The sequence below is a fragment of the bacterium genome (assembly GCA_016786595.1).
Taxonomy (GTDB): Bacteria; Bdellovibrionota_C; UBA2361; order SZUA-149; family JAEUWB01; genus JAEUWB01.
In genome coordinates this window covers 1-12,861 of the sequence record JAEUWB010000007.1, presented here as the reverse complement: position 1 = coordinate 12,861, position 12,861 = coordinate 1, and the positions used below count along the sequence as shown (strand labels likewise).

At 45.6% G+C, this 12,861-nt stretch carries 13 protein-coding genes; 1 reads left to right on the top strand and 12 read right to left on the bottom strand.

Annotated elements, in window-relative coordinates; all coding sequences use genetic code 11:
• Window positions 1-3: 3 nt before the first annotated feature.
• The 9 genes from JNK13_02220 to JNK13_02180 form a co-directional block, all read right to left on the bottom strand.
• Window positions 4-930 carry a type II secretion system F family protein gene (locus tag JNK13_02220; protein MBL7661545.1) on the bottom strand — a complete coding sequence of 309 codons (927 nt, stop codon included), beginning with the start codon at window positions 928-930 and terminating at the stop codon, window positions 4-6.
• Between the two features lie 6 nt (window positions 931-936).
• Window positions 937-1,941, bottom strand: coding sequence for a type II secretion system F family protein (locus JNK13_02215; protein ID MBL7661544.1), 1,005 nt, complete (start codon window positions 1,939-1,941; stop codon window positions 937-939).
• A 140-nt stretch (window positions 1,942-2,081) separates the two neighbouring features.
• Window positions 2,082-3,542, bottom strand: coding sequence for a CpaF family protein (locus JNK13_02210; protein MBL7661543.1), 1,461 nt, complete (start codon window positions 3,540-3,542; stop codon window positions 2,082-2,084).
• Window positions 3,543-3,589: 47 nt separating this feature from the next.
• The gene (cpaB, locus tag JNK13_02205; GenBank protein MBL7661542.1) at window positions 3,590-4,522 is read right to left on the bottom strand and encodes a Flp pilus assembly protein CpaB; all 933 of its coding nucleotides are present in this window, start codon (window positions 4,520-4,522) and stop codon (window positions 3,590-3,592) included.
• A gap of 470 nt (window positions 4,523-4,992) precedes the next feature.
• Complete coding sequence (locus tag JNK13_02200; GenBank protein MBL7661541.1) at window positions 4,993-5,178, bottom strand: Flp family type IVb pilin; 186 nt, start codon at window positions 5,176-5,178, stop codon at window positions 4,993-4,995.
• A gap of 274 nt (window positions 5,179-5,452) precedes the next feature.
• Complete coding sequence (locus JNK13_02195) at window positions 5,453-6,709, bottom strand: AAA family ATPase (protein MBL7661540.1); 1,257 nt, start codon at window positions 6,707-6,709, stop codon at window positions 5,453-5,455.
• Window positions 6,710-7,008: 299 nt separating this feature from the next.
• Window positions 7,009-8,382 (bottom strand): serine/threonine protein kinase, encoded by a 1,374-nt coding sequence (locus JNK13_02190; GenBank protein ID MBL7661539.1) that lies wholly within the window; start codon window positions 8,380-8,382, stop codon window positions 7,009-7,011.
• A gap of 71 nt (window positions 8,383-8,453) precedes the next feature.
• Window positions 8,454-9,251, bottom strand: coding sequence for an FHA domain-containing protein (locus tag JNK13_02185; protein MBL7661538.1), 798 nt, complete (start codon window positions 9,249-9,251; stop codon window positions 8,454-8,456).
• A gap of 70 nt (window positions 9,252-9,321) precedes the next feature.
• Window positions 9,322-10,272 (bottom strand): serine/threonine-protein phosphatase, encoded by a 951-nt coding sequence (locus JNK13_02180; protein ID MBL7661537.1) that lies wholly within the window; start codon window positions 10,270-10,272, stop codon window positions 9,322-9,324.
• Window positions 10,273-10,580: 308 nt separating this feature from the next.
• On the opposite strand from JNK13_02180, the gene JNK13_02175 reads away from it, so the two are divergent.
• Window positions 10,581-10,850: a hypothetical protein gene (locus tag JNK13_02175; protein MBL7661536.1), complete on the top strand. Its 270-nt coding sequence runs from the start codon at window positions 10,581-10,583 to the stop codon at window positions 10,848-10,850.
• Here the strand turns inward: JNK13_02175 and JNK13_02170 are convergent.
• The 3 genes from JNK13_02170 to JNK13_02160 all read right to left on the bottom strand — a co-directional run.
• Window positions 10,847-11,974: a 6-phosphofructokinase gene (locus JNK13_02170; protein MBL7661535.1), complete on the bottom strand. Its 1,128-nt coding sequence runs from the start codon at window positions 11,972-11,974 to the stop codon at window positions 10,847-10,849. The two genes, JNK13_02175 and JNK13_02170, sit on opposite strands and share 4 nt — an antisense overlap.
• 21 nt (window positions 11,975-11,995) lie before the next feature.
• Entirely contained in the window at window positions 11,996-12,289 is a 294-nt protein-coding gene (locus JNK13_02165) for a hypothetical protein (GenBank protein ID MBL7661534.1), read from the bottom strand.
• Between the two features lie 96 nt (window positions 12,290-12,385).
• The coding region (locus JNK13_02160; protein ID MBL7661533.1) for a DUF3313 family protein at window positions 12,386-12,861 on the bottom strand (476 nt) is incomplete at its 5' end.

Sequence of the window (12,861 nt, the reverse complement as noted above, 5' to 3'; positions counted from 1 at the left end):
CTCTTAACTGCCACCAAAGGCGGTCATTAAACGCACTACAAGCCCCGCAAAAAGCATGGCAAAGAATCCCGCAAAAACTGTCACAAGTGGCAAGGTAGCTTTGACCGGCAATGCTGTAATACGTCCTTCAACTTGAACCTCGCGCTGCACCATGACAGCGTCAGCAAGTTCTTGCAATTGTCTAGAAACTTCACCACCATGGCGAGCGCATTGGCCTAAAAACATAAACGCGTGCTTGAGCTCGTTCTGCCCGTAAATCTCGGAAACTTCTTTCAAGGCATCTTCAAGGTTCAAACCACTACGAATCAGTTTTTCCACGTGAATGAACATCTCGATCACGGGGTTATAAGAATTACGTTCGCGCGCCATTTGCAAGATATGCGCAATACATGGTCCAATGTCGAGTGAACTACTAACACCGATTGAAACTTGTTCGATCGTCAAAGGCAAATAGTACATCACATCTTCAGCACGTAAGCGGATTTTGCGGTCAAGCATTGAGAGTGGTAAAATATAGCCACAAAAAAGCCCCAAGAGTAAGCCCATTGAAGTCATTAATGCATTGCCACCAATCGCTGCCATTATTCCGGTAGTGACAATTGGAAAAACGATTGGAGAGATAATACGCAGCAGGTGAAACTTACGCTTATCTTCCGGAGTATAATAGCCAGCCTTAAAAAGTTTGGTCGGCAAATCGTCTTGCTGATTTTTACCTTTTGACCGCGTAGGACCTTTAGCCGCAAGGGCTTCCAGTGCCTCTTCATTGGCCAGACGCCGAGCACCAGGTCCAGCAACTGCTTGACCACCCATTAATCCACGCACATCACTCTTCTTTTGCGCAGCTCCAGCAAAAGTCACATAAGCAATCGTGCCCAAACCGGCAATGCCCATGATACTCGCTAATATTACAACTATTGTCGTTGTATCCATTTCAACTTAAACCTTAATATTCGTTACTTTTCTGGACCAGTAGTAGCCTAAAAACACTAAACACAGTCCAGTTTGGAAAATTGCGCTACCGAGCTTATGTTTAAACGCCGGCAGAATCAGTTCCGGCGAAGAAACAGAGAGATAAATTAAAAGCAAGGTCATGATGAAGGCAATTGCTAGTAGCGATCCGCGCTCCATACCTACAGCCGCAATCGCTTTTTCTCTAAATTGTTGACGGCGACGAACTTGTTTGGAGAGTCGTTCCAAAGTCGCAGAAAGAGTTCCACCGACACGACGGCTGAGCAATAAGCTCTGCACAAAAAGTTCAATCTCAGGATGTGGAACTTTCTCCCCAAAAGCATTAATCGCCTGTTCTTCGGTCATACCCAAACGTAGTCGTTCAAGTAATAGCGCTACTTCCTGGCGCACTAGTGAATCTTCAGGCAAAGCTTTGGCTGCCGCGTCAACTGCTGGCATCACGCTCATTCCGGTCTTGAGCAAACTCACAAGCTGCATTAAGAAAACCGGGTAATCCTTATCAAAAGCATTAAATACTTTTTTAATTGATCGATCTAAAAAAGAAGATACCAGCGCAGGCACGATAATGATCACTGTAATCCACACTGTTTTGGCCGCATACATTGTTGCCGGCACCAACAATGCCACGGTGAGCGCAACTTGAATTGCCCTAAATTGCAGCGGAGTAATAATCCAGCGTCCGTAGAGTAAGCGCTTCTCTAAGCTATTTGCCGATGATCCCAGGGCGCTGCGTTTTGTTTCGGGTCCGTCAGCTGCTGCAGCAATTGCTAAGTTTTTTTTGCCTTGGGGATCCTTCCCCTCTCGCTGTGCTTCGCGTTGGGAGGCAACAAGTGTTCTTAATGACTCAGAAATCGCAAGACTTCCACCTGAACCACCACGTGACTTTTTTGCAGAGACGCTTAAGATCACAAGCAGCACGCCAATTAATGCCGAGACTGCTAGCAGAGCTATGATTACAATCTTTAAATCCATTTCTCAACCGCCTTTCTCAATGAGCAACATTCATTCTGCGCTACTACCTAATTCCCATGTCAAACTTCGACTGGCTCCACTGTCTGGCGACTACTTACGCCAGATCGCGCGCCGAATGTTCAGAGTAATTGAACTAACAACTATCGTGTTGCAGCAACCTCGTTGAACCCGCCATGAGCCTGTGAAAACGATAAAAATTCTGGAGCATCGCCCAAGAAAATACCGTTACGCTCAAGCACGTGATCATAGTTACTCGCCCATGATTGCACTTGCCACTTAGGATTTTCGCCTTCCTCGACAAGCTTAAACATCGGACGGACTTGAATACTGCCTTCAACAAAATGTCCAACCTCAATCACTTCAGCAAGACGCACACGTCCCGAAGATTTTTCACGTGTCATCCAACAGACGACATCCACCGCTAGGGCAATCTGTTGACGGATGATATCCATCGATACCCCGCGTTGTGCACGGCCAAGCAAACTTTCTAGTCGTGTCAGTGTTTCACGTGCATTTCGCGCATGCACCGTTGACATTCCGCAGTGACCTGTTTGCGCAGCCTCAAGAAAAGCCTCGGCAGCTTCAGGAGTACGCATTTCACCCAAAAGCACGCGCGATGGGCAAAGACGCAAGGTAGTTTTAATATGTTCTGAAAGTGAAACTTCTCCGACACCTTCCGTATTAGCCGTACGTGAGACAAGTCCGCGGTAGTAAGGGTGTCTGAAATTTAATTCTGGAGTATCTTCAACCCCAATTACAGACTCATCAGGCTTAAACTGCGTGCCCAGACAACGCATGATCGTTGTTTTACCAGTGCCAGTTTCGCCAGCAAACATAAAGGTAAATTCGCAAGCACGCACGAGCGCAGCCAAATAGTTTACAATTAACGGCGGAGCAACCTGATAGGCAACCAGACTCTCTAAGGTAGTTTCTGGAACACGTGGTACGCGCATTGTTAAAATTGGACCGCCCGTACTACAAACGCTTTCATGCACTACGCAGATACGCTTGCCATCAGGGAACGATGCGTCAACTGTATGTTGCTGGGTAGAAACGCTCTTACCTAAGCGCAACAAAACGCGGTCGATAAATGAGCAATATGATTCGTGGCTCGGCCAGTGTAGTCCTGTAGTTTCGCAGGCCTTACCGCGCTGCACCACAACAGTTTGATAGTTATAGCAGTGGATATCAGTAATCTCAGGATTATCAATCAACGACTGGAGCACACCCCAACCCAGGAGATCGCGCTTCAAGTGCACAATAATTTCCGCACGCACCAAGTCATCGATCACATGCCCGCGCTGTGAACAAACTTTATCAACTGCTCGGGCGATTGTGTCTTCCCCGATTTCTTGATTTTCAACGACAGTATCATCCGCAGAGATTTCTCTTCGTGCTTCGCGTAGAATCGAGCTTGCCACTGGGGAGAGTGAGGCTTTAAGTGTCCCCCCACGATGCGTACTACCGACACGCACACGACGCACTTCAGTAGCTGGAGAATTTGGTTTTTGCGTTTCTTGCTGTGGTTGCTCAGTTCCGCTTGAACGGGCACGAGTTGAAAACAGATCGATTAACGCGTCCCTGTCATTTTGCTTGCTCATAAATAAACCTTCCTAAAACCTTGTTTGGAAAACACGTCGTTAACTATTTAAAAATTCGGATCACGTTTCCACTGTTTGCCTTGGAGAATAAACTTGATTTGCTTACCTGTGGCTGGGTCAGTTGCATACATCACGCCATCTGCATCTGGTTCTTCAGCCGCAACTTCTGGGCCACGTGGCACAATCTGGGTAATGTCGATTGGATCCGGATCAGAGGTAACCTTGCCAGTTTCACTCCCGCCCACAAGAGATAGACTCAATGAACCGAGATTACGCGCCAGTTCAATTTTTTTAGCATCTGTTTCAGATACTAATAGTGTCACTGTAGAAGCGCCGCCTTTTTGAGCATTTGGATCGTTTGCCGTTGCACCACCAACGGACAATACTTTCGAAAAGTGGACGATTGTAGCAACGCGCTGTTCGCCGTCTTTGTCTTTGTAGGTCCAGAGCACGTCCACACGTGAATTTGGTTGTGCCCAACCTTCAACAGCTGAACGCGCATCGACTTGAATTGTTACAGCACGAAATCCCGGTGGAATCGCATCAATTACGGAAGTTAAGGGCTTTTGATCAGAGATGTCGTCTTGCAAGAGTGGTAAATTTGCATTGATCAAGTTCTTGGCATACTTCCCCACCAGCGCATCTTTTTGTGCTGCAGGAATTGCCCCTGCTGGCTGGCGGTCAAGTGGCACAGCCTGTGAGATGAACATGTGCGGCATCAAGGGTGAGCCAATTTCAATACGTTGATTTGCAACTAGGACTTCAACAGCTGGTTGCGCCTGAGTGCTGGCGTTAGCAACGCCAGGATCTGAAATCGTTGTACTCGGATTTGCATCAGGGGGCGTATCCGCAGTTTGATTGGCGATGATTAATATCACCGCAACAAGAATCAATATTGTCGCTGACAGGCTGCCAATAATCCAACGGACCTTTGTCGCATATGCCTTCGCAGGACTTGGTGCACCAAAACGAGTTGCCATAACCTAATTGCTCCTCAGCAAAACCACGATAATCTAAATTCGCTCTTCACTCTGTGTTTCAAAACGGGAAAAGAGCCAAACTACAACCCACCCGTACCAAAATTTTAACTTCTACAAGCGCGCAATAAAATATTAAATTAAACTGCTGCTTTACGCTATGAGCCAAAAAGCTTCACTTCCGTACAATCGGCAGTACCGGTCTGTACGTTTAAGACTTTTTTAGCCATGGGCAGATATAATTGCCCTACTATTTTGAATAGTTTAGCTTAAAATGAGATTCAAAAAACAAAAATATCAGTTATTAAAAATAAACTAGGATAAAACCCAAATATATCAAATAGATAGAAGTGCGAGGTCAAGCTATAGCCGACCCTAGACGTTTGGCTCTATCGATAATTTACAATAAAAAGAGCCGCTTTCGGCAAATATCCGAAAAGCGGCTCTTACTATAAGCGTAGCCGGTGACGGTATTAGCCGTTTGCTCCGCTAAGTGAACTACCTACTCGGCTAAAAGATGTTGAAGCCTGCTGGCCTAAGAAAGTAATTGCTACGATACAAACTACAGCAATTAGAGCAGCTAGTAGAGCGTACTCTAGCATTGTTGCGCCTTTTTCGCTTTTATTTTGAATTTGCAAATCTTTATTTTCTGTTGTCATTTTCAACGATCCCCACTTCTCTGTTTAGTAAACCAATAGAGCCGAGTAGTAACTACAGGGCTATTTAACTATCTAGCAATCATTGTCGTCATAACACAATAGAATTTTTAGCAGATAATATACACTAAAAAACTATTAATATTTTCAGATTTGATGGCAAGAACCACTACCTCTCTTTTGATGCTCGCAGTGCTCAGCGAGACTCAAAAAATATTGTTTGAAGCTTAATTAAATTTCTCACGCAAAATCAGCAATAGTTTCAATATATTAGCAATTATTGCTGATTTTCATCCTTTTGTTCGCCTGCTGGAAGGAATTTTTCCCACCAAGTTTTTGAGGATTTACGCGATTGAGTAGCAATTTCATCTTCTCTTGAAACAAGCTTTAATTCTAAAGCAACTTCCTCAAGCGCTGCGCGGGTTGATTTTTGTCCTAAGCTATAAAGTGTTCTCCCACTTCCCGGCCAAAGTGAAGCTTTAGGGTCTACTGGCACCGGAGGCAATCTCCAGGGACGTTGCCCTAAGTGATGCACTGGCTCTAATTCTGCCTCAATCTGTGGCACAGCTAAAAGTGCTCCGCTATATCCGTTAACGACAAAGTTCAGTCTTTCCGAACCAGCAACAAGAGTTTTTGCATAGCTTAAGTACAAGTCAAGCGCAGTTAATCCAAGCACCGTATCATCAATCACAATCAAGACTTCGTCGGCCATGCGCATCAGCGCACCAGTTGCAGGACCAATTCTTCCGCCTGTATCAATTAAAATCACATCCTGCATCACGCGGGCTAGATCAATAATGCGCTGGCAAATTTGCATGCCATCAGTGTGACAAACTAAATCCATGGATTCAGCCATACTGTCCGGAGGCATCAGAACAGAGACGTCCTGACTGACGGGAATGAGCGCATCGACAATACTTTCACGCGAAATTTCACGCGAACCATTTACCCAGGAGCTCACAACTTTTGCTTCTAAGCCATTCACCGTCAACGATCGGCACAAGTCTCTAGTCTCTACGTCCAGATCCCAAAGCATAGTGCGGCGGCGATAAACACTACAAACTTCAGCTAAAGCGGCGCAAATGCTGGTGGCTCCAGTGCCACCTTTTGCATGCGTCACGCAAACAACGCGCCCCTCACGTGTGCGTCCTTCACGGCGAAACTCGGCATGAATTGCGACAAGCTCTTGCAAGAGATCAAGTGGGTCTGATGACTCAGGCAGCACTTTCCTCACACCTGCAGAGTGCGCTGTGCGAAAAGCTCCGCCCGAATAGGCTTCGTTCGTGACATACATCACGATGTGCAGCCAGGGAGTTTGCGTAAGAGCCGAACGTGCAATTTGTACGGCAGTCTCACCCAGATTGGCGCCTAAAATTAAAACGTCTGCTTCACGGAATTGTGATTCGACATCACGGTCGAGCACGAGCTTGACACGTAAATCCAAAGTCTCAACGTCACTTTGATTAAATACTTCAATGCGTTTTGCAACTTGCTGTTGACCTTCAGCAGAATTATCAACGATTAAAACTCTCATTGGTTATATAACCTTCATTAAATTTACACGGTCGAGATAATGCCCAGAGTCATTCATCACACCAGATGCTTCCTGAATACTATACCCGGAAGCAACAAAACTTTTCTATCATTTAGATGCAGTTGATCACTACAAAGTATCAGCAGATAGGCTTTTTGCCTAGTAAATAACTCTGGATCAGCGAGCCAATCGGCGAAGTTATTAGTAAAATGTAGAAAATCTTTAGTGTCCGGAGCGGCCAAGATCTTGAGAAAAACAATGGCATTCTGGCAGACCAAGCTTTGTTGCCAAGGGACAACCTACTTTACCACGATTCCAACTTTAGACTTTGCAGCACCAAATAAATCAGGTCGAATCTCGCGTAAGACTACCAAGGTAACAACAAATCCCAAAATTAATACCATCGTCCAGACCAAAAGCGTTTTAAACATACTCGTCTCTTCGGTATAAATACCATCAGAGAGTGCACGGATGCGATCTGCTGACAAGTGTGAGTGGCCAACGGCAACCCGCGGCACGCGTTCTGAGAATCCGCGCGGGCCTGCAACCACTGATTGATTACCCAAAACACTTTCAAGTTCTTCGACATCATCAGGGTCGAATTTCTTTCTCGACCCTGAGGTCCCACGTTTCGAATCCTTAGACCCAGGAATGTCTTTTACAGCGATTTGTGAAAATTCTGTAGGAATACTTTGATTCCCTGCATTACTGCCGTTGGCAGTGTATCCAGAAGGCTTTGCTTGAACACTTGCATCAGAGCTTTGCTTGACTTGTTTGACTTGTTTCTCGAGTCTGTCACGAGAATAGGTGCGCGTTCCTCCGCCCATCAGATCTTGCAAATCACGATAGATTTGCTTAGCTGTTTGATAACGCTCTTCCGGGTCACGCTTCATCGCACGCATGATAATTTGATCTAATTCAGGTGGGCAGTCATTACGGATTTCACTAGGAAATGGCGGGTCAGACTTCAATCTCAAAGTCATCGTTTCGATCACGCTTTTACCCTTAAAAGGCGCCTCGCCAGTAATCATTTCAAAACCAAGCACTCCAAGTGCATAAATATCAGAACGTGCGTCGACTTGTCCTTTCTCCAGGTATTCAGGGCTAACATAATCAATTGTACCAACAACGCCCCCATGCTCGGTGAGCTTTGGACCTGAACCAGTGCGCGCAATACCAAAATCAGTAATTTTAATATCACCTTGAGCGGTTAGCAAAATATTCTCGGGTTTTAAATCTCGATGGATGATTCCTGCTTCATGAATTGCCTGCACACCTGAACACATTTGCGAAAGCATGCGCACAATTTCAGGCACAGTGAGTAATTCATCTTGCACGATACGGTCTGCCAAATCTCCACCGCCAACGTATTCCATGGTAAATGCGACCAAATCTCCATCACGGAAATACTCATAGGCACGAACCACATTGGGGTGACTCACGCCATAGGATGCTACAATCTCATTGCGGAAACGTTGTACTGCGACTTGATCACGTGCGACTTCCGAAAACAGCACTTTCATGGCAACAAGGTGCCCAGCAAGCTCGCGATGCCTGCAGGCATAGACCAAACCCATACTTCCAGTGCCGAGACATTTTACAATCTCGTAGCGGCCATTTACGACCGTTCCTGGCTGTAGGTGAAGAAATTGGTCCTCACTCATTCCTTGCACATTAACCTCACTAGCTACGGACGAATGATCGTCCAACGCACACTGCGTATCGTTATCCAATCATCAAGAAGTTAGGCACTCACACCGGGAATCGTGCAGACGATAAAATGTCTTTTACCGAAACGCACTTTGTCTCCGTGAGTTACAGTGGTCATACTTCCTGTGACTTCCTCTTCCTGTTCAGACTTGGCACGGGTAACACCGGTTCCGAATTCTGATAATTGATCGAGAATTTGAATTTTCCCGTCTTGCGTTGCACGAATAATGGCATGCAAGGGAGAAACGCTCTCATCTTCAATTAAAATCGTCTCGTTATGGTCTGTCATGCGCGAGCTCAATAACCAGCGACCAACGCGAAGTTCAATCACTTCACCAAGCTCTTCTTTGTCAAAACTAATCAAGAAGCCAGTTAATTTGGTCTTTGGTCCTTTTGAAATTGCCCGTACTGGAGCTGGGGCGTGACGCTCTTGAGGTATTTCTGGTGCCTTAGCTGCTTGTACTACATGTTGGCTTGGTGCCACTTGTGGCCGTGGTTTAGCTGCCCCTTCACGAGATGCTAGCGAAATAAATCCTGCAGAATCACTAGAAAGTGGTGCCGCAGCTTCGCTCGCAGGTCGTGACAGATCTAGCTTACGCGCGGACTCACTAGCTGACTGATGCGCATTCATAATCTCAGCTAAAGGATCTAGTTTTTTCCCAGTTGGATCCTGGCCAAGCATTGAACGGACTTGTCCGGTCACCTCGGGAGGTAACATTACAGTACGATTCCGCGCACGTGATGCCAGCGCTGTTTTCGGATCGTTATTATCCTTGGCAAGCTCCGCTGGAGCTGCAGGATTATTTGAATCTTTTGGCCATTCTTCGCTCATATGTCCTCACTTTTTTATAGCTTTAGTGTCCCACTCACTACAATTTTACTGCCTTCATTTTTAAACTCTCTCACGTCAAGAACATGAACAACAATGTCCCAGCACAACCGAAACACATGAGGAGAGTGATAATTAATAAACGCTTCCACAATGGAACTGGTGGAAGGTCGAGTTCGTCTTCAAAAAGTAAATGCTGCTTACGTTCAATTGTTGGACGATTTGGGCTTGCTTCTTCTCGTAATTGACCTTCAAGCGGAAGAATTACCACGGTAATATTATCGAAACCTCCACGACTTTTCGCAAGTTCGACTAAATCAACGCAAGCATCTTGCGGGCTGCGCGAAGTAACAACTTGAGAGATCTCCTTGTCAGAAACTAAGCTATAAAGCCCGTCACTACAAAGCACTAAGACATCAGGCTGGGCTGCCTCCCAGAGATAATATTGCTGCAATGTCAGGTTCAAGCGTGGTTCAGAACCAAGACAACGCGTTAGGACGTGTGCCTGTGGATGAGAAAGTGCGTCTTCGGGTTTGATTGCGCCCTTATCAACTAAATCCTGCACATAAGTGTGATCGACTGTGAGCTGTTCGATTTCCTGACCGCGCACAACGTATGCACGTGAATCACCAGCATGGGCAATTACGATTTCATCCAGCATTTGCATGGCAGCGATGACAGTCGTACCCATGGAGCTAAACGCTGGATTTTGACGACGCAAAACAATTACTCGATTAGCTTCTTCGATTGCAGATTTAATTGTTTCTGCTGGAGTTGCAGAGTCAGATGTTTCAAGCACGCGACGCATGGCATCAATTGCAAGCTGTGCCGCTAGCTCACCACCCATGACCCCGCCCATGCCATCACAAACAATCCAGGCCCGTCCTTGAGGGGAATCGATCACGGCATAACGATCTTCGTTAATTTCACGTTCGCAACCAACATCGGTCACAGCTGCCGGAATGTGCGACTGCGCTTGCGGTCTTCCGGCAAGTTCTCTCAATGTCGAAGAATCAGTGAGCACAAAACCTCCCCAAAAAAAACTAAGTCAAAAAGGTAATTAATCTAAAACCTAAGATCACTCTACCTACCCATACTTATGATGACTAATTCGCACACAAGATTGAATAAAGTTCTATCACTACATGAAACGACATATTTTCGACTTCTCTTTACACCTTTAAGTAGTTAAAGAGGAAAATTTATGGTCGCGGTATAAATTCCTTAAATTACAATATGTTACAAAAACTTGCGCAAAGTCGATCTGGTGCTTATTTACGCACAACGCTTATTTTCGATACAAAAAAACGATCGGTATTTAATATATAAATTATGCAGTTTTATATTCCATTTTCCAAAAATCGCCCCCAACTGATTGAGATTAAAGGTCATCGCTTACTACTTGTAAGCGAAATCGAAAATCAAATTAAGACAGTTCTACCAGATCTTGGTGCCGATGAAGTGCGTCGTGTTGACGGTGATGCAAAAATGCTTGAGCTCCTTGCCTCTGAATCAGGTGGCGGCGTCTTGATTGCGCCAGAAAATATTTCATTTAAAACCGCGCTGCGCTATCTTGAGCGCGACCTACCTTGGGTGCATTAGCGAATCATAAAATGTCTTGCCACTTGATAGTCGTCAGATTTCAAATCGACTATTCGTGACCGGCATTTGCCTTGATCGTCAATCATCTGCTGCAGTGGAATTACGCCAAGTTTGTCAAAATCTTTCACGACAGTGACAGCGCTCTGACCTTGGGCTAAGGCCTGAATCGCCCCATGGCCAAGAAACGTCGTATATTCAACATCAAAGGCGTTCGGCGCGTGACAGCGTAATTCGTAGCCAATATTTTTCGTATTAAAATTAAGATCTAGCTTTTGCGCTTTGATTTGTGCTTGCAGTTCTGGCTTAAGTAAATCGACGATTTCACATTCAGAATATTTGATCCGACCGATTTCATCACGTGGGCAGTTTTTTAATAAGCTTGAGGAGTTCGCATCAAGGCGGTCGATGATGCCTTCAGCAATCAAAGCTACACCGTATTTTTTTCCTTCAGCCAAACGTTGCTTCATGCTTAAGACGATTAGTTCGGCAACTTCGGCTAATTGATAAGTGCGATTATTAAATTCTTCGGGGATTAAAGTCAGAGTTACCCGCGAAGCAAGTCCAATCGCCAAAGCAAGAAATCCGGCATTTCTGCCCATTGTCGAAGCGATAAACCAACGCCCAACGGTCTTTGCATCGGTCATTAGCGTTTCAACAATTTCTGTTCCTACCTGCCGTGCCGATTCAAATCCAAAGCTCGGATAATTATGCGGCAAAAAAAGATCGTTATCGATTGTCTTAGGTAGATGGATAATTTGCAGCTCTGGAGCTACTTGACATAATTGATATGCTACAGTTGCCGACCCATCACCACCAATCACTATCAGGGCATTAATGCCGGCTTGGGTGATTGATTGTAAAAAACTATCACGACGCTCCTTAGTTTGGAGTGGATTAAACCGGGAAGTCCCTAGGAGAGACCCTCCCTGTCGATAAATTCGTGATAGTTCTTCGGTTCTAAGTTGCTTCAGCGCAAGAGCTGGATTTTCAGCAAAACCGCGGAAACCGCCCTCTAGACCAAAACACTTATATCCGCGGTTTTCGGCAGCGATGACGCATGAACTTATTGCGCTATTGATTCCAGGAGCAGGTCCGCCACTAACAACAATAGCTACGTTTTTCATGAATATCGTGGGTGCTAAAAATTAACCTTCTTCCTCTTCTTCCTCCTCCTCTTCTCCTCCAGCGTCATCAGTTGAAGCTTCATCTTCTTCTGAGTCACCCTCTTCATCTACTGATTGATCTTCAGAGCTATCCTCATCGGCCATCTCTTCTTCATCCGTTGCTCCGTCATCTTCAACTTCATCCCCTTCTTCAGCTTCCTCATCAGTAGCAACATTTGTCGCGCCACCTGAAACAGCAGGCGTATCGGCCAAGCTATAGCTTGCGAGAATAAAAATCGAAGCGAGAATAAAAAGTGTTTTATAAAAATGATCCATATGTTCCCCTAAAAGTCAGGTTTTTCCTAAGGCTATTATGATCAAATCGGGAAACTTGAGCAAGAGCTTTGAATCTCAAGAAAAAAGCTAAAGAGTTCAGTATGGCAAAAGCGCAATTGGCAAGGAATCAGCAACTTCCGTGCCCAGAGGTTTGGTCGCCAAGAGTGCGTACTGCATTGCCCACTCATCGATAATTGAGCGCACGTGACCGTACTCTTCAAAATCCTTCACGCTAAACGGCCCTCCCTTATCCTGCTCACGATCCTTAAAGACCGCTACGACATCATTGGTGACGCCATCACGCAAAACTCCTTCGAAAGCAATACTTCCTGTGCCAGCAAATTTAAGTAGCCCGCCACCAGGGACCAACAAACCAGCAGCGGTGCCAATCGTATTAACTCCTGGGTTGGTAGGCATTAATTCAACAAGATTTAACTCTAAAACCAAAGTGTCTCCGCTCGGGTTCTCGACAATCTTAAGTTTCATTGGAGCGGCATCATTGAGTGTAACTTTAAAACGCTGCTCGAGGTAGCGTGCCACTTCGAGCGCCTCTTCCATGCGCGCCTGTTTTA

What these genes read in the sequence shown, in the direction of transcription:
- JNK13_02170 (MBL7661535.1), bottom strand. Translation starts at nt 11,974, where the DNA reads ATGAAAAACGTAGCTATTGTTGTTAGTGGCGGACCTGCTCCTGGAATC.
- cpaB (MBL7661542.1), bottom strand. Translation starts at nt 4,522, where the DNA reads ATGGCAACTCGTTTTGGTGCACCAAGTCCTGCGAAGGCATATGCGACA.
- JNK13_02210 (MBL7661543.1), bottom strand. Translation starts at nt 3,542, where the DNA reads ATGAGCAAGCAAAATGACAGGGACGCGTTAATCGATCTGTTTTCAACT.
- JNK13_02175 (MBL7661536.1), top strand. Translation starts at nt 10,581, where the DNA reads ATGCAGTTTTATATTCCATTTTCCAAAAATCGCCCCCAACTGATTGAG.
- JNK13_02200 (MBL7661541.1), bottom strand. Translation starts at nt 5,178, where the DNA reads ATGACAACAGAAAATAAAGATTTGCAAATTCAAAATAAAAGCGAAAAA.
- JNK13_02195 (MBL7661540.1), bottom strand. Translation starts at nt 6,709, where the DNA reads ATGAGAGTTTTAATCGTTGATAATTCTGCTGAAGGTCAACAGCAAGTT.
- JNK13_02220 (MBL7661545.1), bottom strand. Translation starts at nt 930, where the DNA reads ATGGATACAACGACAATAGTTGTAATATTAGCGAGTATCATGGGCATT.
- JNK13_02185 (MBL7661538.1), bottom strand. Translation starts at nt 9,251, where the DNA reads ATGAGCGAAGAATGGCCAAAAGATTCAAATAATCCTGCAGCTCCAGCG.
- JNK13_02215 (MBL7661544.1), bottom strand. Translation starts at nt 1,941, where the DNA reads ATGGATTTAAAGATTGTAATCATAGCTCTGCTAGCAGTCTCGGCATTA.
- JNK13_02165 (MBL7661534.1), bottom strand. Translation starts at nt 12,289, where the DNA reads ATGGATCATTTTTATAAAACACTTTTTATTCTCGCTTCGATTTTTATT.